The sequence below is a fragment of the Plasticicumulans lactativorans genome, from assembly GCF_004341245.1.
Taxonomy (GTDB): Bacteria; Pseudomonadota; Gammaproteobacteria; order Competibacterales; family Competibacteraceae; genus Plasticicumulans_A; species Plasticicumulans_A lactativorans.
Map to the genome: position 1 here is coordinate 135,156 of NZ_SLWY01000002.1, position 21,586 is coordinate 156,741.

Consider the following 21,586-nt stretch of genomic DNA (forward strand, 5'->3'; position numbering starts at 1 on the left):
GTGGCGGGCGGGATTACCTTGATCGACGCCCCCCACCGGAAGAGCCCCCATGGCCCAGGCGCACCGTCTGCCGAGCTTTCTCGACCACGCCGAAAGTATCCGCCGCCAGGCGGCGCAGTACCTGTTCGACTACTTCGAATCGTCCTGCGAGGGGGCGATGGCGGTGGACGGCGAGGCGCGCATCGTCTGGATGAACGAGCAGTACGCGCAGTTCCTCGGCCTGCCCGACGCCGAGTGGGCGCTCGGCCGGCCGGTCGAGGAGGTGATCCCGCAGAGCCTGATGCGCGAGGTCGTCGAGACCGGCGAGCCGATCCTGCTCGACATCATGCAGCACGGCGAGCACTCGCCGGTGGTCACCCGGCTGCCGCTGCGCGATGCCGGCGGGCGCGTGATCGGTGCCGTCGGCTTCGTGCTGTTCGACGATCCGCGCTCGCTGCAGCCGGTGATGACCAAGTTCACCCGCCTGCGCGCCGAACTCGATGCCGCGCGCCGCGAACTGTCGGAGAGCCGGCGCGCGCGCTACCGCTTCGAGGATTTCGTCGGCGTCAGCGCGGCCGCGACCGAGGTCAAGCGGCAGGCGCGGCGCATCGCGCAGGGCGGGGCCACGGTGCTGCTGCTCGGCGAGACCGGCACCGGCAAGGAACTGGTGGCGCAGGCGATCCACGCCGCCTCGGCGCGCGCCGGGCACCCGTTCGTCGGCATGAACGTCGCCGCGGTGCCGGAGGGCCTGCTCGAAGCCGAGTTCTTCGGCGTCGCGCCGGGCGCCTACACCGGCGCCGACCGCCGCGGCCGCGACGGCAAGTTCAAGCTCGCCGAGGGCGGCACGCTGTTTCTCGACGAAGTCGGCGACATGCCGCTGCACCTGCAGGCGAAGCTCCTGCGCGTGCTGCAGGAGCAGGAGTTCGAGCCGGTCGGGTCGAACCGCGTGCAGCGGGTCGATGTGCGCGTGATCGCCGCCACCAGCCGCGACCTGCCGGCGATGGTCGCCGACGGCCGCTTCCGCGCGGATCTGTACTTCCGCCTCAACGTGCTGCCGATCACGCTGCCGCCGCTGCGCACGCGGCGCGAGGACCTGCCGGCGCTCGCCGACGCGCTGCTGGCGCGCATCGGCGAGCGCAACGGCGGCCCCCGCCGCAGCATCGCGGCCTCGGCGCTGGAGGTGCTCGCCGCCTACGACTGGCCGGGCAACGTGCGCGAGCTCGCCAACGTGCTCGAACGGGCGACGATGCTGAGCGACCGCCGTCGCCTCGAAGCGGTGGATTTCGCCGGCATCCTCGCCGGTGCCGGGCCGGCGGCACGGCCACCGGCGGCGCCGGCCGCCGCGCCGGCGCCGGCCGGCGCCGGCCCGCTCGCCGCCGCGGTCGCCGCCGCCGAGCGCGACGCGATCCGCGCCGCCCTCGCCGCCGCCGGCGGGCGCAAGGTCGAGGCCGCGCGCATCCTCGGCATTTCGCGCGCCACGCTGTACGAGAAGCTCGCGCAGTTCGACGCCGGCGACCCGGTCTGAGCGTCGAAGCCCACCCTGGCTGTCCGCGTCGTCGGACAGCCGTCCACCCGCCCCGTCACCCCTCCCGCCCGCACCGCCGCCGCCAGCCTCGATGCGCGGGCCTGGACACCGCGGATCCGGCCCACCCGGGCGCTTCGCCGCGGATTGGCACTGTGCTTGCCTTCGGCATGGGAACCCCGATCCAGGCCGTCAGCAGTGCGCTGGATATCGCCGGCGCGCCCGCGATGGTCTTAATATGGTGCGGTGCAGCACCATCTTGGGTCGCGCGTACCCGGCGGCCACGCCGCCGGCAACACTGAACACGAACGAAAGGGGTGGATCATGGGTAAGGTCGCAATCGTGACCGGCGGCACCGGCGGGCTCGGTACCGCGATGTGCCTGGCACTGGCGGACCAGGGGCGTACGGTGGTGGCCGCGTATTACCCGGCCGAGGCCGAGAAGGCCAGGGCCTGGCAGGCCGAGCGCAAGACCGAGGGCTACGACATCGCCGTGTACCCGGTCGATGTCACCGACTTCGCGTCGTGCGCGGCGCTGGTGGAGCAGATCGAGACCGAACTCGGGCCGGTGGAGGTGCTGGTCAACAACGCCGGCATCACCCGCGATGCGGTGCTGAAGAAGATGGACAAGACGGCGTGGGACGCGGTGATCGCCACCAACCTCAGCAGCGTCTTCAACATGACCCGGCAGGTGTTCGAGAAGATGGCGGCGCGCCGCTTCGGGCGCATCGTCAACATCGCCTCGGTCAACGGCCAGAAGGGCCAGTTCGGGCAGGCCAACTACTCGGCGGCGAAGGCCGGCGTGCACGGCTTCACGATGGCGGTGGCGCAGGAGGGCGCGCGCAACGGCGTGACCGTCAACACCGTATCGCCGGGTTACATCGGCACCGAGATGGTGATGGCGATCGCCGAGGACGTGCGCGCGAAGATCGTCGCGCAGATTCCGGTGGGGCGCCTGGGGACGCCGCAGGACGTCGCACGCACGGTGGCGTTCCTGACCGATGACGACGCCGGCTACATCACCGGCGCCGACCTCTACGTGAACGGCGGCCTCTACCTGCACTGAGCCTGCCGCCGCGGCGCGCGTTTTCGTGCGCCTCTCCCGGGCCCCGTCGCCGCGACCGGTGACGGGGCCCGTTCGTTTTCAGCCGCCGCCCGCCGTCCGGAACACTGCCGGGCGCCGGCTACAGTTTCCGGGATGGCGGTCAGCGTCTGTCCGGCGGCACGGACGGCTGTCTTGCACGGATTCCCGGGGTCTTTTCAAAAGTGCTTCTCCATCAGTCTCTTGCTGCCAGGTATCGAGGTGGCACGCGGTTTGTTGATGAGGCTGCAGTCCCGCTGCGCGCGGGCGTCGACATCCACGAGAGACTGGGAGAAACAGACATGATCGGCATTCTCGGCATCGTGCTATCCCTGGCACTGCTGATCTGGCTCGCGTACCGCGGCTGGAACGTCATCTTCATCGCACCGTTCTGCGCCACGGTGGCGCTGCTCTTCAACTGGGGCGATGCGCCGCTGCTCGCCACCTACACGCAGACCTTCATGCCGGCGCTCGGCAACTACTTCGCCAAGTTCTTCCCGCTGTTCATGCTCGGCGCCGTGTTCGGCAAGCTGATGGACGATTCGGGCTCGGCGCGCGCGATCGCGCACAAGATCGTCGGCGTGGTGGGCAAGGAGCGCTCGATGCTCGCGGTGGTGCTGGCGTGCGCGATCCTCACCTATGGCGGCGTGTCGCTGTTCGTGGTGGCGTTCTCGGTCTACCCGATCGCGGTGAGCCTGTTCCGCGAGGCCGACATTCCCAAGCGCCTGATCCCGGCGGCGATCGGCCTCGGTTCGTTCACCTTCACGATGACCGCGCTGCCGGGTACGCCGGCGATCCAGAACGCCATCCCGATGCCGTTCTTCGGCACCAACACCTTCGCCGCGCCCGGGCTCGGCATCGTCGCCGCGCTGTTCATGTTCACCTTCGGCCAGCTGTGGCTGAACCGCCGCATGGCCCAGGCCCGCAGCCGCAACGAAGGCTACGGTGACCACGACGACATGCTCGCGGGGGGCGCGAAGGCGGAGATGCCGTCGTTCTGGCTCGCGCTGCTGCCGATCGTCGTCGTCATCGCGCTGAACTACGTCGCCACCAACTTCGTGATCCCGGCGCTGGACACCAGCTACCTGGCCACGCCGAAGTTCAAGAACACCCCGCTGTCCGCGGTCCTCGGCATCTGGGCGATCATCCTCGCGATGCTGGTGGCGATCGTGATCGTCGCGCTCCTCAACCGCCACCGCATCGCCAACCTGCTCGACACCTTCAACAAGGGCACGATGGGCTCGCTGCTGCCGATGGCGAACGTGGCTTCCGAAGTCGCCTACGGCGCGGTGATCGCGAGCCTCGCGGCCTTCGCCATCGTGCGCGAGAGCCTGAAGTCGGTGGCCTCCGACCCCGTCACCTCGCTGTTCATCGTCGTCACCGTGCTCGCCGGCATGACCGGCTCGGCATCGGGCGGCATGAGCCTCGCGCTGGGGGCGATGGGCGAGTACTACGCGCACGCCGCGCAGGCGGCGGGCGTCAACCCGGAGATCATGCACCGCATCGCGGCGCTGGGCTCGGCGGCGATGGACATCCTGCCGCACAACGGCGCGGTCATCACGCTGCTCGCGATCTGCTCGTTGACGCACCGCGAGTCCTACCTCGATCTGTTCGTGGTCGGCTCGCTGTCGGCGCTGCTGGCGAGCGTCGTCGTGCTCGTCCTCAACGCCCTGTTCGGCACCTTCTGAGGCGGCGGCGATGCGCAGACTGTGGATGTTGCTGGTGGCGACGCTCGCCGCGGCACCGGCGGCGGCCGAACTGCGGCTGCTCGCCGCCGAACTGCCGCCGTACACCTTCCAGGTGCCGCCGGCGACGGTGTCGGAGTTTCCCGGCCCCGGCCAGGGGCTGGTGCACGAGGTCGTCGTGGAGATGGCGAAGCGTATCGGGCACTCGGGCAGCATCGAGTACATGCCCTGGTTCCGGGCCCAGGAGATCGCGATGAGCGAGCCGAACATCGGCATCCTCGCGCTCACCCGTTCGCCCGAGCGCGAGGACAGGTACCGCTGGCTGGCGAAGATCGTCACCGACGACCTGGTGCTGGTCGGCGGCCAGGGCGTGGACGTCAGCACACTCGACAAGGCCAGGGACCGGCCGACCGGCGTGCTGCTGCGCAGCGGCGCCGAGGCGCTGCTGCGCGAGCACGGCTTCACGCGCATCGAGCCGGCGCCCGAGGAGTGGCTGAACGCGAAGAAGCTCAAGGACCGACGCATCGACGCCTGGCTGGCACCGCGCCTGATGGTGATCCACGCGATGAAGGAGGTCCGCGGCGACCTCGCGACGCTCAACATGGGGCAGATCGTGCGCAGCAGCGAGATCTGGCTGGCGGGGTCGAAGGATCTGCCGGACGCCGAGGTCGCCCGCTGGGCCGGGGCGTTCGAGGCGGTGAAGGCCGACGGCACGCTCGAGCGCCTGCTGCGCAAGTACCGGCGCCTGGACGTCGCGCCGATTCCCGACGAACGGCGGCGTTACAGCCAGGACCCGATCTGGAACTACTGAGCGGCGGTCGCACCCGCGCACCCGGAGGAGACATCATGAACACAGCGATCCAACACCCGATGCTGTCGGTCGACGCGACCGCGCGCCAGGGCAAGGTGGTCAGCGCCGCCGAGGCGGTGCGCCTGATCAAGGACGGCGACACCGTCGCCACCGGCGGCTTCGTCGGCATCGGCTTCGCCGAGGGGCTCGCGGTGGCGCTCGAACAGCGCTTCCTGAGCAGCGGCGCGCCGCGCAACCTGACGCTGGTCTACGCCGCCGGCCAGGGCGACGGCGCCGAGCGCGGCCTCAACCACCTCGGCCACGAGGGTCTGGTCGCGCGGGTCATCGGCGGCCACTGGGGGCTGGTGCCGAAGCTGCAGCAGCTCGCGGTGAACGACCGCATCCAGGCCTGGAACCTGCCGCAGGGCGTGATCTCGCACCTGTTCCGCGACATCGCCGCCGGCAAGCCCGGCACGCTGACCCGCGTGGGCCTCGGCACCTTCGTCGACCCCGAACTCGGCGGCGGCAAGATCAACGCCGTCACCACCGAGGACCTGGTGCGGCGCCTGCCGATCGACGGCGAGGACTACCTGTTCTACAAGGCGTTCCCGATCCAGGTGGCGCTGCTGCGGGGCACCACCGCCGACCCCGACGGCAACGTCACGATGGAGCGCGAGGCGCTGACGCTCGAGGCGCTGGCGATCGCCACCGCGGTGCGCAACAGCGGCGGGCTGGTGATGGTGCAGGTGGAGCGCATCGCCGAGCGCGGCAGCCTGCCCGCGCGCCAGGTGAAGATCCCCGGCGTGCTGGTCGACTGCGTGGTGCTCGCCGAGCGTCCGGAGCACCACATGCAGACCTTCGCGGAGGCCTACAACGCCGCCTTCGCCGGCGAGATCCGCGTACCGATGCAGGGGCTGGCGCCGATGCCGCTCGGCGAGCGCAAGCTGATCGCGCGCCGCGCGGCGTTCGAGCTGCGCCCGCACGGCGTGGTCAACCTCGGCATCGGCATGCCCGAGGGCATCGCCACGGTCGCCAACGAGGAACAGGTGCTCGACCTGCTCACGCTCACCGCGGAGCCCGGGGTGATCGGCGGGCTGCCCGCTGGCGGCCTCAACTTCGGCGCGGCGATCAACACCCAGGCGATCGTCGACCAGCCGTCGCAGTTCGACTTCTACGACGGTGGCGGGCTGGACATCGCCTTCCTCGGACTCGCCCAGGCCGACGCCGAGGGCAATCTCAACGTCAGCAAGTTCGGGCCGCGCCTGGCGGGGGCCGGCGGCTTCATCAACATCAGCCAGAACGCGAAGAAGGTCGTGTTCGTCGGCACCTTCACCGCCGGCGGGCTGCAGGTGGCGATCGAGGACGGCCGCCTGCGCATCGTCCGCGAGGGGCGCGAGCGCAAGTTCGTGCGCGCGGTCGAGCACCGCACCTTCAGCGGCCGGCACGCGGTCGCGCGCGGGCAGCCGGTGCTCTACGTCACCGAGCGCTGCGTGTTCGAGCTCGGTGCCGAGGGGCTGGTGCTCACCGAGATCGCGCCCGGCGTCGACCTGGAGCGCGACATCCTCGCGCTGATGGACTTCGCGCCGCAGCTGCCGCGCCCGCCGCGGCTGATGGACGCGCGCCTGTTCCAGGCGCCGGCGCTGGGCCTGCGGGCGGAGCTGCTGCAGGTGCCGCTGTCGCAGCGCTTCAGCTACGACGCCGACGCGAACCTGTTCTTTGTGAATTTCGGTGGCTACCATGTCCGCAGCCAGCAGGAGGTCGACGCCATCCGCCGCGAGGTCGAGGCACACCTCGCGGGGCTCGGCCAGCGGGTGTTCGCGATCGTCAACTACGACAACTTCTCGATCGCGCCCGAGGTGCTCGACGACTACGTCGAGATGGTCAAGGACGTGGTCGGGCGTTTCTACAGCGGCGTCACCCGCTACACCACCAACGCGTTCATGCGCATGAAGCTCGGCAATGCGCTGGCGCAGCGCGCGCTCGCACCGGCCCTGTACGACAGCATGGAGGCCGCGCGCGCGGGGCTGCAGGCGGCGGTGGATCGCGACGCGGGCTAGCCGGCGGGCCGTGCGCGCCCGGGCGGATCAAACAGCGTGAAGGGGAGACCCTGCGGGGGGCACACGGTCCAGCATGTTCGTCATCATCGGCTACGTGGTGATCATCGGCTGCATCATCGGCGGTTTCATCATCGCCGGCGGGCACCTGGGGGTGCTGATGCAGCCCGTGGAAATCCTCATCATCGTCGGCTCGGCGGTGGGGGCATTCTTCGTCGGCAACAGCATGACGGTGATCAAGCAGACCGCGAGCGGCCTGGCGGGCTGCTTCAAGGGCGCCAAGTACACGCAGGCGCTGTACATGGAAACGCTCACGCTGCTCTACCTGATCTTCGCGAAGATCCGCAAGGAGGGGCTGCTCGCGCTGCAGTCCGACATCGACGAGCCGCACAACAGCAAGCTGTTCGAGCAGGCGCCGTCGGTGCTCGCGGACCATCACGCGGTCGAGTTCATCACCGACTACCTGCGCCTGCTGTCCTCCGGCAACATCGACCTCAACCAGCTCGAGAACCTGATGGATCTCGACATCGAAACCCACCACCACGAAGGCGAGCGCCCGGTGAAGGCGGTGCAGGGCTTCGCCGACGGCCTGCCGGCGTTCGGCATCGTCGCCGCGGTGCTCGGCGTGGTGCACACGATGGAGTCGGTCGGCATCCCGCCGGCCGAGCTCGGCAAGCTGATCGCCGCGGCGCTGGTCGGCACCTTCCTCGGCATCCTGCTCGCCTACGGCTTCGTCGGGCCGCTCAGCAACCTGATGACGCAGAAGCTCGACGAGTCCTCCAAGTACTACCAGGCGATCAAGGCGGCGTTCATCGCCAACCTGAACGGCTACGACCCGATGGCCTCGGTCGAATTCGCCCGCAAGGTGATGTTCTCGAGCGAGCGGCCGGGCTTCACCGAGATGGAGAAGCACATCTCGGCGGCGCGCAAGGCGAAGTGAGCGGCGCCTGAGGCGGCGCGGACGGGGCAGCGGGGCACGCGGTGTCGGAACAGAAACCGGTCATCATCAAGAAGATCAAGAAGGGCCACCACGGCCACCACGGCGGCGCGTGGAAGCTCGCCTACGCCGACTTCGTGACCGCGATGATGGCCTTCTTCCTGCTCATGTGGCTGCTCGGCTCGACCACCAGCGGCGACCTGCAGGGCATCGCCGAGTATTTCCAGAACCCCTACAAGGTGGCGATGTCCGGCGGCAGCGGTGCCGGCGACGCGGTCTCGGTGATCAAGGGCGGCGGCGAGGACCTGTCGCGCGCGGTGGGGCAGGTCAAGCGCACCAACGACGGCAAGCGCCAGATCATCGCCAAGGCGCGCGAGGACGACAGCGGCCGGCTGCGCGAGCTGCGCGACAAGATCGACCGCCTGATCGGCGCCAGCCCGACGCTGCGCAACTACCGCAGCCAGCTCAAGCTCGACATCACCCGCGAGGGCCTGCGCATCCAGATCGTCGACGCCGCCAACCGGCCGATGTTCGAGCTCGCGAGCGCGCAGATGCAGCCGTACGCGAAGGAGATCCTCAAGGAGATCGCGCCGCTCATCAACGAACTGCCGAACGTGATCTCGGTCAGCGGGCATACCGACGCACGCCCGTTCCAGGGCGGCCAGCGCGGCTACAGCAACTGGGAGCTGTCCGCCGACCGCGCCAATGCCGCCCGCAAGGAACTCGTCGCCGCGGGGCTGCAGGAAGGCAAGATGCTGCGCGTGATGGGGCTCGCCGACAGCGTGCCGCTGGTCGCCGACGATCCGCTCGCGCCCACCAACCGGCGCATCGCGATCATCGTGATGAACAGCGAGACCGAGGCCTACGTGCGCGCGAACACCGGCGATGCGGTGGACGTCGACGGCAGCGCGCCGCTCGCCCCCGGGCAGCTGAACCCGGAACGCTCGGCCGCACCCAAGCCCCCCGCCGGCGCACCCGCGCCGAGCGTACCGACGGCGCCGGCGGCTCCTGCCGCACCCGCCAACGGCACGCTGCCCCCGCAGGGCAGTGCCGGCAAACCGGCGCCGGCACCGGCGCTGGCACCGGGTACGCCGATCACCGTACCGCCGGTGCTGCCGCCGGGGCTCGTGCCGAGCCAGCCGGCGCCGATGCCGGCGCGTCCCGCCAGCCCCTGACGCGGGCGCGGCATGGGTTCCGTTTCGGCCGGGCGCTGGCTGCCGCCGGTGGCGCGCGCGCTGCTGGCGCACGTCCTGGCCCTGCTGCTGGCGCTGCTGCTGCAGGCGGCCCTGGTCAAGGCGGCGGGGCAAGGGGTCGGCTTCGACATCCTGCTGCTCGGCGAAGGCCTGCTCGCCGCCTGGTTCGGCGTGCGCCTGGGGCTCGCCCGCTGGTGGATCCCGATCCAGTTGCTGCTGCTGCCGGCACTCGTCGGCGCGGCACGGCTGGCGCTGCCGCCGGTGCTGTGGCTCGTGGCCTTCGTGCTCGTGCTCGCGCTGTTCTGGAACGCGCTGCACGAGCGCGCGCCGCTGTACCTGTCGGGGCGCCAGGCCTGGCACGCCCTCGCCGCGCAGGTGCTGCGCCCCGATGCGCGCCTGGTCGACCTGGGCTGCGGCTTCGGCGGCGCCCTCGTCCACCTCGCCAAGATCTGGCCCGCCGCGCGCTGCGAGGGCATCGAATCGGCGCCGCTCGCCTTCGCGATCGCCTGGCTGCGGGCGCTCGCCCGGCCGGGGATGCAGGTGCGCTTCGGCAGTTTCTGGACGCTCGACCTGGCGCCGTACGATCTCGTGTTCGCGTACCTGTCACCGCAGCCGATGGTCGCGCTGTGGCTCAAGGTGCGGGCGGAAATGCGGCCGGGCAGCGTGTTCGTGAGCCACAGTTTTCCGGTGCCCGACGTGCCTCCCGGCACCTGCGTCGAATTCGAGCCGGGGCGGTTTCTCTACGTCTATCGCCTCTGAGGCGGCACTCCGCCGCGGCGGATTTCAGGCGTCCCGGACGGTCTCCTCTCCAAGCAAAAAACTCATCATAAATAAAGACTTGCGGCGATGCCACACCCCTGCGAAGGACGCCTCGCGGAGCCTGATGCTGCGGGTGCAATGCGGTTGACAATCCGTGTGACCAGCCCGCAGTATCCGGGCGCGCACGCTTGCCGTGCGTCCCCGAAAGGGCGCGAACCCTTCGGCGTCGGGCACCGGCCGACAGGCATGCTCCGGTCCGGCTGTCAGGGGATGGAAACGTTCCGTCGAATGGGGGCTGCGCCGATCCGCATATAGTGATGAGCCGCATCTAATAACCAGAGCCCACGTCATTCGGAGGTTTAGAGATGGAAGATATCGTTATCGTTGCTGCCGCCCGTACCGCCATCGGTAGCTTTATGGGCTCGCTGTCGACCACGCCGGCCGCGGCGCTCGGCGCCAAGGTCGTGCAGGGGCTGCTGGCGCGCACCGGGCTCAAGCCCGAGCAGATCGACGAAGTGATCATGGGACAGGTGCTGACGGCGGGCGCCGGCGAGAACCCGGCACGCCAGGTGGCCGTCAACGCGGGCCTGCCGGTCGAAGTGCCGGCGATGACCATCAACAAACTGTGCGGCTCGGGCCTCAAGGCCGTCCACCTGGCCTACCAGTCGATCCGCGACGGCGACAACCAGATCGTGATCGCGGGCGGCCAGGAAAACATGAGCATGGCCCCGCACGTCCTGGTGAATTCGCGCACGGGCGCGCGCATGGGTGACTGGAAGCTGCAGGACACCCTGCTGCTGGACGGCCTGGTGTGCGCGTTCAACAACTACCACATGGGTATCACGGCGGAGAACGTCGCCGACAAGTTCGGCATCTCCCGCGAAGAACAGGATGCGTTCGCCTTCGGTTCTCAGCAGAAGGCGATCGCCGCGATCGACGCCGGCCGCTTCAAGGACGAGATCGTCCCGGTCGAGCTTCCGCAGCGCAAGGGTGACCCGCTGGTGTTCGCGACCGACGAGTTCCCGAACCGCAAGACCAATGCGGAATCGCTGGCGAAGCTGAAGCCGGCCTTCAAGAAGGAAGGCACGGTCACCGCGGGCAATGCGTCGGGCATCAACGACGGCGCCGCCGCGGTGGTGCTGATGACGGCCTCCAAGGCCAAGGAGCTGGGCCTGGCGCCGCTGGCGCGCATCGCCGCCTACGCCAAGGCGGGCGTGGATCACAAGATCATGGGCACCGGCCCGATTCCGGCGGTGCGCAAGGTGCTGGCGAAGGCCGGGTGGTCGATCGATGATCTCGATCTGATCGAGGCCAACGAGGCCTTCGCGGCGCAGGCGATCTCGGTCAACCGCGAGCTCGGCTGGGACACCGCCAAGGTCAACGTCAACGGCGGCGCGATCGCGCTGGGCCATCCGATCGGCTGCTCGGGCGCGCGCGTGCTGGTCTCCCTGCTGCACGAGATGGGGCGGCGCGATGCCAAGAAGGGCCTCGCCACCCTCTGCATCGGCGGTGGCATGGGCGTCGCGCTGGCCGTCGAGCGCGCCTGATCCGGTCGGCCCGGGTGTACGACACCGAAGTGCCGGCCGCCGGCCCGGCCCCGTGGAGGGCCCACGGGGCCTCCACGGGAGATGCACGGGCCCGGCGGCCGGCCGCGGGTGACGCAGCGCGATGTGCGTGGCAGCCCGGGTCGGACGGCTACACGGTGACCGACGCCAGCGGAAGCCGGCGTCGTCGGCACCGTCGTTTGTTCTGCTCAGCGATGCCGGCCCGGCCGGGCCGGCATCGCCCCCCCAATCTACGGTCGGAAAACTGATGAGCGATCCGCGGATCATCAAGAAGTATCCCAATCGCAGGCTCTACGACACCGCGATCAGCAGCTACATCACCCTGGAAGATGTCAAGCGCTTGGTGCTCGATCGTGCCGAGTTCCGGGTGGTGGACGCGCGTTCCAACGACGACATCACGCGCAGCATCCTGCTGCAGATCATCAGCGAGCAGGAAGAGCAGGGGAATCCGATCTTCACGACGGAGGTGCTCGCCCACATCATCCGCTTCTATGGCGACACCCTGCAGGGGATGATGGGCAACTATCTGGAGAAGAGCCTGCAAGCCTTCGTCGATCAGCAGCACCTGATGCGGGACCAGTTGCGCAACATCATCGGCGCCAACCCGCTGACGATGATCTCCGATCTCGCCGAGCACAATCTGGCGATCTGGCAGAAGATGAACGAACGGCTGTACAAGCAGAGCCTGGAAGGCCCGCTCGCTCCTCGCACCGACACCGATACGACCAAGCCCGAATCCAAGGGCTGAGCGCTCGGCCGCGTCGTGTTGACGCGACCATCTGGCGAGACTATATTGCACTGCAGCAATTGTGCGGTGCACAACCGATGAGGTTTCGCCATGATCGCCGTGACCCTTCCCGACCCCGGGAATCCCTGGTCGGAACGTCTCCAGCCCGTGCAGGCGGCGCAGGCCACGACGGGGCGTGCGCAGGAGGAACTCGCCTTTCTCGGTCTGGCGGCGGTCAGCGCCTACGCCGCGATCTGGCTGTCGTGCCTGCAGCGGTTCATCGAGGCCGCCCAGCGTGGGGAGGCCGTGGAATGCTGGCACGAGATCGCGGGTGACGTCCGGGCGCGGCTGCTGCACGACGCGCGGCTGGCGCTGGCGATCCTGTTCGAAACCGCCGATCGGCTCTCGATGATCACGCTGCACCTCTGGGGTGCCGGGACGCGCACGCGCGCGGCCTGACGCTAGCCGTGCCGCCCCGCGCGTGGTAGCCGCTCAGGGGTGTTGCCGCAGCCAGGCGGCGATGGCCTGCGGAACTTCGGCCTGCGCACGCGCGCTGACGTAGATGCCGATGTGCCCGCCCTCGAAGGCGAACTCGGAATAATCAGGGCCGCCGTAGGCCCGGGCCAGGGCCTGCGATGCCGCGGGCGGGACGAGGTGGTCGCGGGTCGCATACACGTTGAGCACCGGCATGCTGAGACGGCCCAGATCGACGGGCCGGTCGCCGATGCGCAGTTCGCCTGACACCAGCTTGTTGCCCTGGAAGCAGTCCTTGGCGAACTGACGGAAAGCCTCGCCGGCCTGGTCGGGGCTGTCGAAGATCCACTTCTCCATGCGCAGGAAGTTGGCCAGGGCCGCCTCGTCTTCGGCGATGTCGACGAGATGGACGTACTTCTGCCCGCCGAGGCGGAACGGGCTCAGGCTCAGGAACATGAAGTTGAGCAGGGCGCCCGGCACGTTGCCGAGAGTGTCGACCAGCAGGTCGATGTCGAGCGGGCGGACCAGGTGGGTCAGCAGGTTGTCCGGCGTATGGAAATCGACCGGGGTCACCATGGTCACGAGCTTGCCGACGCGCGCCGGAAACAGCGTGGCGTAGCACAGGCTCAGCACGCCGCCCTGGCAGATGCCGAGCAGGTTCAGCGTGTCACGGCCGATCCGCTCGCAGATGTGCGACACGCAGCGGTCGAGGTAGCCGCACACGTAGTCTTCCAGCGTGAGGAAACGATCCGGACGCTGCGGGTAACCCCAGTCGATCAGGTAGACGTCCACGCCCGCGGCCAGCAGTTGCCGCACCAGCGAGCGGTCGGGCTGCAGGTCCACCATGTAGGGCCGGTTGACCAGCGCGTAGACGATCAGCAGCGGCTCGGTGTCCCCGGCGGGGCCGTCGGGGCGGCGGTAGCGGTAGAGCGTCAGGCGGTCTTCCCGGTACAGCTCGTCACGCGGGCAGCAGCCCACGTCCACCTGCCCGATGGCGTGCATGCGGGTGAAGCCTTCACCGAGGCGGCGCGAGTAGTCGACGACGTCGGCGAGGATGCGTTCGGCATCCAGGGGCAACGGCATGGGTCAGGTCTCGAAAGCGCTGCCGGGCCGCTGTTCGGTGCGCGGCCGGGTGCGCGCGTAGCCGTCGGCGCGCAGGCGTGCGAACTCGGTTTCGAGAAGGCGCAGGCGCTGCCGGGTCTCGTGCAGCGCCGCCTGGGTGGCGTCCATCTCGGTGCGCCCCGGCAGCCCGAAGGCGGCGCAGAGGTCTTCGGCGATCAGCTGCGCCTGACGCCGACAGCGCAGCATCGCATGGATGGCCCGCCCCTGCGCCTGCGCGTAGTCGTCGCTGCGCAGCATGGCGGCGTAGGCGCGTTCGGAGGCGTCGATCCACAGGTCGTAGAACGCGCGCAGGGACGTGATCGGCTCGCCGTGGGCGTGGCGCTCCTCGAGGCGCTGCTGCAGTTCGAGCAGCGCCTGGCGCGCCGCCGCCGCCAGGTGCTCGCGCAGCGCGGCATCCGCCGCCTGGTGTTCGGCCCAGAGCTCGGCGAACTCCGTCCAGCGCGCCTGCGCCGCCGCCGGCAGGCCGATGCCCGGGATCCCCAGCGCCTTGCGCAACTCCGCCTGCAGCGGGTTGCCGGCGCTCCAGTCGCTGCCGGCCGCCCAGGGCAGCAGGGCGCGGAACGCGGCGGGAAGCCGTTCACGCAGCGCTTCCCAGTCGGGGGTGTCGGGAGGAGGCGCGGTGACGCTGTGGAACAGCGGGTTCGGGAAGGCCTGGTGCAGGCGCGCGAGCATCTCCGCCGTCGCCGGCGTGTCGGCGGTGTCCGCGAGCAGGCGCACGCTCTCCTCGGCGAGCCGGACGAAGGCTTCGCCCTGGGCCAGCAGGCGGGTGACCTCCTCGGGCAGCGGTTCGGTACCGGTCTGCTCACGCTGCCAGTGCCGCAGCAGTTCGGCGAAGGTCGGGGGGGAGACCTGCCCGGCCGGCAGCCACGCCTGCCACAGGCGCAGGTGGTGATCGAGCAACTCGGCGAGACGATCGATCGCCCGCCGTTCGTGATTCGACATGGATGATTCCAAAGGTGGTGGAGCGATGGGCCCGCGCGCCGCCCCCGTCAGTGGCCGTCCTGCGCGTCGGCATCGCGCATGGCCTGCAGCTGGCGTAATCGGTTTCGCAGTCGGGCACGCTGGTCGGGGGTGGCGGCGGGGACGCGCAGGCCGATTTCGGCCTGGTCGATCGCCGCCCGCAGGTCGCCCGTCAGGTAATAGTACTCCGCCATCGCGAGATGGGTGGCGGCCTCGTCCCCGGTCTGCTGGGTCGCCTGCGCGTAGAGTTCGTGCGCCTCGGGGACCTCCGAGCGCCGGCGCAACTGCGCCTCCAGCACGGGCACCGCGCGGCGTGGGTCGCCGCGGCGGGTCAGCGCCTGGGCGTAGCGCATCGCGAGCGCGAAGTCATTCGGGTACAGCCGGCGCAGCCGCTCGTACAGGCGCCAGGCTTCGTCGGCGTCGCCGCGGGCCAGCGCGAGGTCGGCCTCCTCGATGCGCAGCGGCAGTGATTCCGGCTGGCGCTTCAGCAGCTTCGCCAGCTGCGTCCGCGCCGCGTCGAGGCGGTTCGCACGGATCAGCGCGAGGACGTAGCCGTAGAGCTCGGCATCGTCGCCCTCGGTGGCCGGGTTTTCCTCGTAGGCGCGCAGCAGCCGCACCGTGTTGTCGTTGGCGAACACGGTCATCCGCGCCCGCGCGAAGCGGTAGTCGCGCTCGTCGCCGCGACGCGGGCGCGGACTGTTCGCGGTACGGTTCTGCGCGTCGGCCATGCGGTTCACCGGCAGCGGGTGCGAGCGCAGGAACTCCGGCACCTGGGCCGCCGCCCCCGAGCCCTGGTCCAGGCGCGCGAAGAACGTGGCCATGCCGTCGGGGTCGTAGCCCGAGCGCAGCAGCAGCTGCGTGCCCACGCGGTCGGCTTCCTGCTCGTTCGCGCGCGTCAGGTCGATGCTGCGCTGGCTGCTCGCCGCGAAGGCGCTGGCCACCGCCGCGGTTCCGACTTCGCCGTTGCGGCTCGCCGCCGCCACCGCGATGCCGGCGAGCATGGCCGCCAGCGTCGGCAGGGCCATGCGCTGCGCATCGGCGTAGGCGCGCGCGACGTGGTGCTGGCTGACGTGGGCGATCTCGTGGGCGAGCACGCCGGCGAGTTCGCTCTCGCTGCGGGTCGCGAGCAGCAGGCCCGAGTTGACGCCGATGAAGCCCCCGGGGAGGGCGAAGGCGTTGATGTCGGGGTTGCGTACCCAGAAGAACGTGAAGGGGTTGGCCGCGCCCTCGGCGCCCACCGCGATGCGCCGGCCGATGGCGTTCAGGTACTCGTTGAGCTGCACGTCCTCCATGACCATGGAGCGGTCGCGCAGCTGGCGCATCAGCTTCAGGCCGATGCGGTATTCGTCGAGCGGCCCGAGGTACTGCTGCGACGGGTCGCCGATGTCCGGGAGCTCGATGGTCTGCGCCGTGCTGGTGTTGACCAGCGCCAGGCACAGGCAGAGGACGAGGGGCGTGCGGCTCGACATGGTAGCCTCCGGCGGGGTGCGCACGGGTTCGACGGCAGTTGCCCCCGGTGGGTTCCGGGTGCGCCGGGGGCTCGCAGCTTGCCCGCGTCGCGCTGCCGTCGCTAGAGTGCCGGGCACCGCCGATCCGTCCTCCAGGAGCCCCGATGAGCCAATCGGTCGATGCCGAACTCGACGCCAGCGGGCTCCACTGCCCGCTGCCGATCCTCAAGGCCAAGCGTGCCCTGGCGTCCCTGGCCGGCGGCCAGGTGCTGCGGGTCATCGCCACGGACCCCGGTTCCGTGCGTGACTTCGAAGCCTTCAGCCGCCAGGTCGGGCACACGCTGCTCGAATCGAGCGCGAGCGACGGGCGCTACGTGTTCGTGATCCGCAAGCGCGCCTGAGCCGGCGCTCCGCCCACCTTCCGCTGCCCGCGGCCGCGCGCCACGGCGCGTCATTCGCGGTCACGACGCTTGGATTACACTCGTTCGGCGGATTTCCCCGGTGTCCTGTTCACGGTGAGGTGGTGTCATGCACGGCTGGCTCGAAGAGTCGATGATGAAGGATTGGGCCGAAGCCCAGCGGCGTCTCTGGGAAACACTGGTCGGCACGGCGACGGCCGGTCCCGGCAAGGAGGCGGCGGCCGCCTGGCGCGAGATGTACCGACAGAACCTCAGCGTCTGGGAGCGTTCGGTGCGCGAGACGCTCGAGCGGCAGTCGGCCTGGGTGGAGGACTGGGTGGAGCGCGTCAAGGGACAGCCGGGTGGTCCGGAGGCCGCGGGCGAGATCGGCCGCCAGATCGAGGAGGGCCTGCGGCAATGGATGGAGACGCAGAATCGCCTGTGGGCGGAGATGTTCACCGCGCTGCGCGCGGGCCAAACCGAGGGGGGCGAGGCGCCGGTGCCCGCGGCATCCGCTGCGGCGGTGGAGATCCCGGTGCAGGCCGCGGCGGAGCCCGCCGCGCCGGCGGCTGCGCCGGAGCCGGCCGCGACGGCCGCCGCCGCTGAGCCGGCTGCCGCTGAACCGGCTGCCGGCGAGGCAGGCGCCGAGGCGCCCGCGGCCGCGGCCAAACCCGCGCCGCGCCCGCGTCGTCGCACCCCCAAGCCGGCGGAGTAATACGGTGGGGCCGGGGCCTCGCGACCAGGGGCGTGCGGAGCCGGGGCGCCGCTCCCTTCAGTCCGGAACGAACTCGGGACGGATGTCGGCGAGGGCCGGAAACTCGGCGCGGTAGGCGCGCAGGGCATCCAGGTCGAGTTCGGCGGCGATGCAGCCCGGTTCGCTGCCCGCGTCGGCCAGCACCGTGCCACGCGGATCGATGATCAGGCTGCGCCCGCCGTAGTGCAGCCAGGGATCGTCGCCGCAGCGGTTGACGCCGATCACGTAGGCCTGGTTCTCGATCGCCCGCGCCTGCAGCAGGGCCAGCCAGTGCCCTTCGCGGCGCTGCGGCCAGTTGGCGATGACGGTGAAGACCTGCGCGCCGCGGCGGGCACCGATGCGGAAGACCTCCGGGAAGCGCAGGTCGTAGCAGACCAGCGGCGCGACCGTGAAGGCGCCGCAGGGGTAGAGCAGGGGGCCGCTGCCCTTGGCGTAGTAGCGGTCTTCCTGAGCGAAGGAGAACGGGTGGCACTTGCTGTAGCGTGCCCGTTCGGCGCCGTCGGGACCGACGGTGAGGGACTGATTGAGGCCGAGCCCGTCGGCCGCCCGCGTGACCACGCCGCCGCAGACGTAGAGGCCGAGTTCGCGGGCGAGCTCGGCCATGAAGCGTTCGGTCGGACGCTCCTCGCCTTCGTCGACGCGGCCGACCTTCATGCTGAAGCCCGTCGCGAACATCTCCGGCAGTACCACCAGCGCACCCGGGCGGGCGACACCGGCGACGAGTTCGCGGGTGCGCGCGAAGTTGGCGGGCTTGTCCTCCCAACGAATGTCGAGCTGGCAGGCGATGACGTGCATGGCGGGGGCTCCTGTGGCGACGGGCGGGCGTCGGACCGGCACTATGCCCGTGCCGCCGTGCCGTGCCTACGCGCCGGCCGGCGCACGATGACTTCGGCAGGTCCGCTGCCGCGACGGAGGTATCGATGCAAGATTACAGCGTTGCCGATCTGCTGCAGGGGCGGCGGGCGGTCGACAGCCCGGTGACGGTGGAGGGCTGGGTGCGTACGCGCCGCGATTCGAAGGCCGGCATGTCCTTCCTGGCGGTGTCGGACGGTTCGTGCTTCGCGGCGATCCAGTGCATCGCCCCGAGCGAGCTGCCGAACTACGCGACCGAGGTGCTGCATGCCGGCAGCGGCTGCGCGGTGCGCGTCAGCGGTCGCCTGGTGGCATCGCCCGGCAAGGGGCAGCGCTTCGAGGTGCTGGCCGATCGTGTCGAGGTGCTGGGCTGGGTCGAGGACCCGGAGTCGTACCCCGTGCAGCCCAAGCCGCATACGTTCGAGTACCTGCGCAGCGTCGCGCACCTGCGCCCGCGCACCAACACCTTCGCGGCGGTCACCCGCGTGCGCAACTGCCTGGCGCAGGCGATCCACCGCTTCCTGCAGGCCCGCGGGTTCTGCTGGATCCACACCCCGATCATCACCACCAGCGACTGCGAAGGGGCGGGCGAGATGTTCCGGGTGAGCACGCTCGATCTGGCCAACCTGCCGCGGCGCGCCGACGGCACGGTGGACTTCGCCGCCGACTTCTTCGGTCGCGAGGCCTTCCTGACGGTGTCCGGGCAGTTGAACGTCGAGGCCTACTGCCTCGCGATGTCCCGCGTGTACACCTTCGGGCCCACCTTCCGGGCGGAGAACTCGAATACCAGCCGGCACCTGGCCGAGTTCTGGATGGTCGAACCGGAGATCGCCTTCGCCGACCTCGCCGCCGATGCCTCGCTCGCCGAAGACCTCCTGCGGGCGATCTTTGCTGCGGTACTCGACGAGCGTGCGGACGACATGGCCTTCTTCAACGACCGCATCGCTCCCGGCTGCATCGCCCGGCTCGAGAACATCGTCTCGCGGCCGTTCGCCCGCCTCGACTACACCGAGGCGATCGGCGTGCTGGAGCGCAGCGGCAAGGCCTTCACCTTCCCGGTGTCGTGGGGGCTCGACCTGCAGTCCGAACACGAGCGCTACCTCGCCGAGGAGTACGTGGGCGGGCCCGTGGTGGTGATGAACTACCCGAAGGCGATCAAGAGCTTCTACATGCGCCTGAACGACGACGAGCGCACCGTCGCGGCCATGGACGTGCTCGCGCCGGGGATCGGTGAAATCGTCGGCGGCAGCCAGCGCGAGGAGCGCCTGGCGGTGCTGGATGCACGCATGGAGGCCAGCGGGCTCGATCGCGAGGCCTACGGCTGGTATCGCGATCTGCGTCGCTACGGCAGCGTTCCGCACGCCGGGTTCGGCCTGGGATTCGAGCGCACCGTCAGCTACGTGACCGGCATCGCCAACGTCCGGGACGTGATCCCGTTCCCGCGCACGCCCGGTTCGGCCTCTTTCTAGGCCGCTGCCGTGCGGCACGCCGGGCAGATGGAGCGCCTGAAAGCCGAGCGCCGGGAGCCTTTCGACTCCCGGCGTTCGGGCTGTGTTCGCGGGTGCCCGCTGCTGCGATTACCCGCGTGAGGCGAAGATGGCTCCCCGAGACGGACTCGAACCGCCGACCCAGTGATTAACAGTCACTTGCTCTACCGACTGAGCTATCGGGGAATGAAGGGGGGTGAGGCTTTCGGTAAGGGGTACGCCACGGCCCGCAGTGCAGGCCGTGGCGTTGACATTCTGGCTCCCCGAGACGGACTCGAACCGCCGACCCAGTGATTAACAGTCACTTGCTCTACCGACTGAGCTATCGGGGATTTGCCGAGGGCGCGCATCTTAATGGCGCGCGCCCGCGAGCGTCAACCGCGGTCGGTGTCGGGCCCGGCTGCCGCGTGCGCACCGAGGGGCGCGGCTTAGCGCAGCACCTCCGCGATCGCGTCGGCAACCCCACCGATATTGCGGCTGTTCAGCGCGGCAACGCAGATGCGGCCGGAGCTGACGGCGAAGATGCCGAACTCGCTGCGCAGCCGCTCCACCTGTGCGGCGGACAGGCCGGAGTACGAGAACATGCCGCGCTGCTGCTTGACGAACGAGAAGTCGCGCTGTACCCCGCGCTGCGCCAGGAGGTCGACCAGCGTGAGCCGCATCGTGCGGATGCGCTCGCGCATCTCGCCGAGTTCCTCCTCCCACATCGCGCGCAGACCGGCATCGTTGAGCACCGCCGAGACCACGCTGGCGCCGTGCGTCGGCGGATTCGAGTAGTTCGTGCGGATCACCCGCTTGACCTGCGAGAGCACGCGTGCCGCCTCGTCGCGGTTGCCGGTGACGATCGACAGCGCACCGACGCGCTCGCCGTACAGCGAGAACGATTTCGAGAACGAACTGGAGACGAAGAACGGCAGGCCCGCAGCGGCGAACATCCGGACCGCATGGGCGTCGGCGTCGATGCCTTCGCTGAAGCCCTGGTACGCGATGTCGAGGAAGGGGACGTGCTCGCGTTCGGTGATGACGGTGAGCACCTCGCGCCACTGTTCGAGGGTCAGGTCGACGCCGGTCGGGTTGTGGCAGCAGGCATGCAGCACTACGATCGAGCGCGGCGGCAGCGCGGCGAGCGACGCGAGCATGCCCGGCAGGTCGACGCCATGCGTGGCGGCATCGTAGTACGGGTAGTTCTGCACCTCGAAGCCGGCGGCCTCGAACAGCGCGCGGTGGTTTTCCCAGCTCGGGTCGCTGATCGCCACGCGGGCGTCCGGCAGCAGCCGCTTCAGGTAATCGGCGCCGATCTTCAGCGCACCGGTGCCGCCGAGGGCCTGCACGGTCACCACCTGGCCGTTCGCGAGCAGCGCTGCGTCGGCGCCGAACAGCAGCGTCTGCACCGCGGTGTTGTAGGCCGGGATGCCCTCGATCGGCAGGTAGCCGCGCGGCGGTGCCGCCTCGATGCGAGCGCGTTCCGCCGCCTGCACCGCCCGCAGCAGCGGGATGCGCCCCGCGTCGTTGAAGTACACGCCCACGCCGAGATTCACCTTGGTCGGACGGGTATCGGCACCGAAGGCTTCGTTGAGCCCCAGGATGGGGTCGCGCGGTGCCATTTCGACGGCGGAGAACAGGCTCATGACGGGATACTCGCGAAAGTTTTTGAGGTGAAGCGGAGGAGGAAGGATGCGGTTGCCGCGGCGCCGGCGGGCGCCCGTCGCGACAGCAGAGTGTAACGAAGACCGCCGGGCGGTGCGACGGCGGGCGGTGTCCGGCGACGGGGTGCCCGCTGTGGTCGGGGGGCGGCGGCGG

The 21,586-nt window shown here is 70.1% G+C and carries 19 protein-coding genes and 2 tRNA genes; 14 read left to right on the forward strand and 7 right to left on the reverse strand.

The annotated features are described in order from the left end of the window. Window positions 1-49 precede the first annotated feature (49 nt). The 11 genes from EV699_RS01755 to EV699_RS01805 all read left to right on the forward strand — a co-directional run bounded on the left by EV699_RS01755 (window position 50) and on the right by EV699_RS01805 (window position 12,750). Entirely contained in the window at window positions 50-1,504 is a 1,455-nt protein-coding gene (locus EV699_RS01755) for a sigma-54 interaction domain-containing protein (RefSeq protein WP_132538341.1), read from the forward strand. Window positions 1,505-1,825: 321 nt separating this feature from the next. Beyond that, the gene (gene phbB / locus EV699_RS01760) at window positions 1,826-2,566 is read left to right on the forward strand and encodes an acetoacetyl-CoA reductase (RefSeq protein WP_132538343.1); all 741 of its coding nucleotides are present in this window, start codon (window positions 1,826-1,828) and stop codon (window positions 2,564-2,566) included. A 317-nt stretch (window positions 2,567-2,883) separates the two neighbouring features. Further along, entirely contained in the window at window positions 2,884-4,269 is a 1,386-nt protein-coding gene (locus tag EV699_RS01765) for a GntP family permease (protein WP_207922981.1), read from the forward strand. A gap of 10 nt (window positions 4,270-4,279) precedes the next feature. Then, window positions 4,280-5,077 carry a substrate-binding periplasmic protein gene (locus EV699_RS01770; RefSeq protein WP_132538345.1) on the forward strand — a complete coding sequence of 266 codons (798 nt, stop codon included), beginning with the start codon at window positions 4,280-4,282 and terminating at the stop codon, window positions 5,075-5,077. 35 nt (window positions 5,078-5,112) lie between these two features. After that, a complete protein-coding gene (locus EV699_RS01775; RefSeq protein ID WP_132538347.1) occupies window positions 5,113-7,113 on the forward strand; it encodes an acyl CoA:acetate/3-ketoacid CoA transferase in 2,001 nt (666 codons plus the stop codon). 73 nt (window positions 7,114-7,186) lie between these two features. Then, window positions 7,187-8,050, forward strand: a complete 864-nt coding sequence (gene motA, locus EV699_RS01780) for a flagellar motor stator protein MotA (protein ID WP_132538349.1) — start codon at window positions 7,187-7,189, stop codon at window positions 8,048-8,050. Window positions 8,051-8,091: 41 nt separating this feature from the next. Then, window positions 8,092-9,222, forward strand: a complete 1,131-nt coding sequence (motB, locus tag EV699_RS01785; RefSeq protein ID WP_132538351.1) for a flagellar motor protein MotB — start codon at window positions 8,092-8,094, stop codon at window positions 9,220-9,222. Between the two features lie 12 nt (window positions 9,223-9,234). Further along, window positions 9,235-9,999: a class I SAM-dependent methyltransferase gene (locus tag EV699_RS01790; RefSeq protein WP_132538353.1), complete on the forward strand. Its 765-nt coding sequence runs from the start codon at window positions 9,235-9,237 to the stop codon at window positions 9,997-9,999. A 365-nt stretch (window positions 10,000-10,364) separates the two neighbouring features. Beyond that, entirely contained in the window at window positions 10,365-11,546 is a 1,182-nt protein-coding gene (locus tag EV699_RS01795) for an acetyl-CoA C-acetyltransferase (protein WP_132538355.1), read from the forward strand. A gap of 265 nt (window positions 11,547-11,811) precedes the next feature. Next, complete coding sequence (phaR, locus tag EV699_RS01800) at window positions 11,812-12,312, forward strand: polyhydroxyalkanoate synthesis repressor PhaR (protein WP_207922982.1); 501 nt, start codon at window positions 11,812-11,814, stop codon at window positions 12,310-12,312. A 90-nt stretch (window positions 12,313-12,402) separates the two neighbouring features. Continuing rightward, a complete protein-coding gene (locus tag EV699_RS01805) occupies window positions 12,403-12,750 on the forward strand; it encodes a hypothetical protein (protein ID WP_132538359.1) in 348 nt (115 codons plus the stop codon). 33 nt (window positions 12,751-12,783) lie between these two features. Here EV699_RS01805 and phaC read toward each other — a convergent pair whose 3' ends face one another. The 3 genes from phaC to EV699_RS01820 are packed head-to-tail and all read right to left on the reverse strand — an operon-like array spanning window position 12,784 to window position 16,316. Continuing rightward, window positions 12,784-13,848 carry a class III poly(R)-hydroxyalkanoic acid synthase subunit PhaC gene (gene phaC / locus EV699_RS01810; protein WP_132538361.1) on the reverse strand — a complete coding sequence of 355 codons (1,065 nt, stop codon included), beginning with the start codon at window positions 13,846-13,848 and terminating at the stop codon, window positions 12,784-12,786. 3 nt (window positions 13,849-13,851) lie between these two features. After that, window positions 13,852-14,829 (reverse strand): poly(R)-hydroxyalkanoic acid synthase subunit PhaE, encoded by a 978-nt coding sequence (locus tag EV699_RS01815; RefSeq protein WP_132538363.1) that lies wholly within the window; start codon window positions 14,827-14,829, stop codon window positions 13,852-13,854. A 47-nt stretch (window positions 14,830-14,876) separates the two neighbouring features. Further along, the gene (locus EV699_RS01820; RefSeq protein WP_132538365.1) at window positions 14,877-16,316 is read right to left on the reverse strand and encodes a M48 family metalloprotease; all 1,440 of its coding nucleotides are present in this window, start codon (window positions 16,314-16,316) and stop codon (window positions 14,877-14,879) included. 143 nt (window positions 16,317-16,459) lie between these two features. Here EV699_RS01820 and EV699_RS01825 point away from each other — a divergent pair, with 143 nt between their 5' ends. Beyond that, entirely contained in the window at window positions 16,460-16,696 is a 237-nt protein-coding gene (locus EV699_RS01825; protein WP_132538367.1) for a sulfurtransferase TusA family protein, read from the forward strand. Between the two features lie 127 nt (window positions 16,697-16,823). After that, window positions 16,824-17,408 carry a hypothetical protein gene (locus EV699_RS20060; RefSeq protein ID WP_132538369.1) on the forward strand — a complete coding sequence of 195 codons (585 nt, stop codon included), beginning with the start codon at window positions 16,824-16,826 and terminating at the stop codon, window positions 17,406-17,408. A 57-nt stretch (window positions 17,409-17,465) separates the two neighbouring features. On the opposite strand, the gene EV699_RS01835 is transcribed toward EV699_RS20060, so the two are convergent. Further along, on the reverse strand, window positions 17,466-18,242 hold the full coding sequence (locus EV699_RS01835; RefSeq protein ID WP_132538371.1) for a carbon-nitrogen family hydrolase: 777 nt from the start codon (window positions 18,240-18,242) through the stop codon (window positions 17,466-17,468). Between the two features lie 125 nt (window positions 18,243-18,367). Here EV699_RS01835 and asnS point away from each other — a divergent pair, with 125 nt between their 5' ends. Next, on the forward strand, window positions 18,368-19,768 hold the full coding sequence (gene asnS, locus EV699_RS01840) for an asparagine--tRNA ligase (protein WP_132538373.1): 1,401 nt from the start codon (window positions 18,368-18,370) through the stop codon (window positions 19,766-19,768). A 128-nt stretch (window positions 19,769-19,896) separates the two neighbouring features. On the opposite strand, the gene EV699_RS01845 is transcribed toward asnS, so the two are convergent. The 3 genes from EV699_RS01845 to EV699_RS01855 form a co-directional block, all read right to left on the reverse strand. Further along, window positions 19,897-19,972 (reverse strand) — tRNA-Asn (locus EV699_RS01845). A 70-nt stretch (window positions 19,973-20,042) separates the two neighbouring features. Next, window positions 20,043-20,118, reverse strand: a tRNA-Asn gene (locus tag EV699_RS01850). Between the two features lie 96 nt (window positions 20,119-20,214). After that, a complete protein-coding gene (locus tag EV699_RS01855; RefSeq protein WP_132538375.1) occupies window positions 20,215-21,414 on the reverse strand; it encodes an amino acid aminotransferase in 1,200 nt (399 codons plus the stop codon). Window positions 21,415-21,586: the final 172 nt, after the last annotated feature.

Coding starts and splice junctions, on each gene's coding strand:
- EV699_RS01755 (WP_132538341.1), top strand. CDS start 50: ATGGCCCAGGCGCACCGTCTGCCGAGCTTTCTCGACCACGCCGAAAGT.
- phbB (WP_132538343.1), top strand. CDS start 1,826: ATGGGTAAGGTCGCAATCGTGACCGGCGGCACCGGCGGGCTCGGTACC.
- EV699_RS01765 (WP_207922981.1), top strand. CDS start 2,884: ATGATCGGCATTCTCGGCATCGTGCTATCCCTGGCACTGCTGATCTGG.
- EV699_RS01770 (WP_132538345.1), top strand. CDS start 4,280: ATGCGCAGACTGTGGATGTTGCTGGTGGCGACGCTCGCCGCGGCACCG.
- EV699_RS01775 (WP_132538347.1), top strand. CDS start 5,113: ATGAACACAGCGATCCAACACCCGATGCTGTCGGTCGACGCGACCGCG.
- motA (WP_132538349.1), top strand. CDS start 7,187: ATGTTCGTCATCATCGGCTACGTGGTGATCATCGGCTGCATCATCGGC.
- EV699_RS01790 (WP_132538353.1), top strand. CDS start 9,235: ATGGGTTCCGTTTCGGCCGGGCGCTGGCTGCCGCCGGTGGCGCGCGCG.
- EV699_RS01795 (WP_132538355.1), top strand. CDS start 10,365: ATGGAAGATATCGTTATCGTTGCTGCCGCCCGTACCGCCATCGGTAGC.
- phaR (WP_207922982.1), top strand. CDS start 11,812: ATGAGCGATCCGCGGATCATCAAGAAGTATCCCAATCGCAGGCTCTAC.
- EV699_RS01805 (WP_132538359.1), top strand. CDS start 12,403: ATGATCGCCGTGACCCTTCCCGACCCCGGGAATCCCTGGTCGGAACGT.
- phaC (WP_132538361.1), bottom strand. CDS start 13,848: ATGCCGTTGCCCCTGGATGCCGAACGCATCCTCGCCGACGTCGTCGAC.
- EV699_RS01815 (WP_132538363.1), bottom strand. CDS start 14,829: ATGTCGAATCACGAACGGCGGGCGATCGATCGTCTCGCCGAGTTGCTC.
- EV699_RS01820 (WP_132538365.1), bottom strand. CDS start 16,316: ATGTCGAGCCGCACGCCCCTCGTCCTCTGCCTGTGCCTGGCGCTGGTC.
- EV699_RS01825 (WP_132538367.1), top strand. CDS start 16,460: ATGAGCCAATCGGTCGATGCCGAACTCGACGCCAGCGGGCTCCACTGC.
- EV699_RS20060 (WP_132538369.1), top strand. CDS start 16,824: ATGCACGGCTGGCTCGAAGAGTCGATGATGAAGGATTGGGCCGAAGCC.
- EV699_RS01835 (WP_132538371.1), bottom strand. CDS start 18,242: ATGCACGTCATCGCCTGCCAGCTCGACATTCGTTGGGAGGACAAGCCC.
- asnS (WP_132538373.1), top strand. CDS start 18,368: ATGCAAGATTACAGCGTTGCCGATCTGCTGCAGGGGCGGCGGGCGGTC.
- EV699_RS01855 (WP_132538375.1), bottom strand. CDS start 21,414: ATGAGCCTGTTCTCCGCCGTCGAAATGGCACCGCGCGACCCCATCCTG.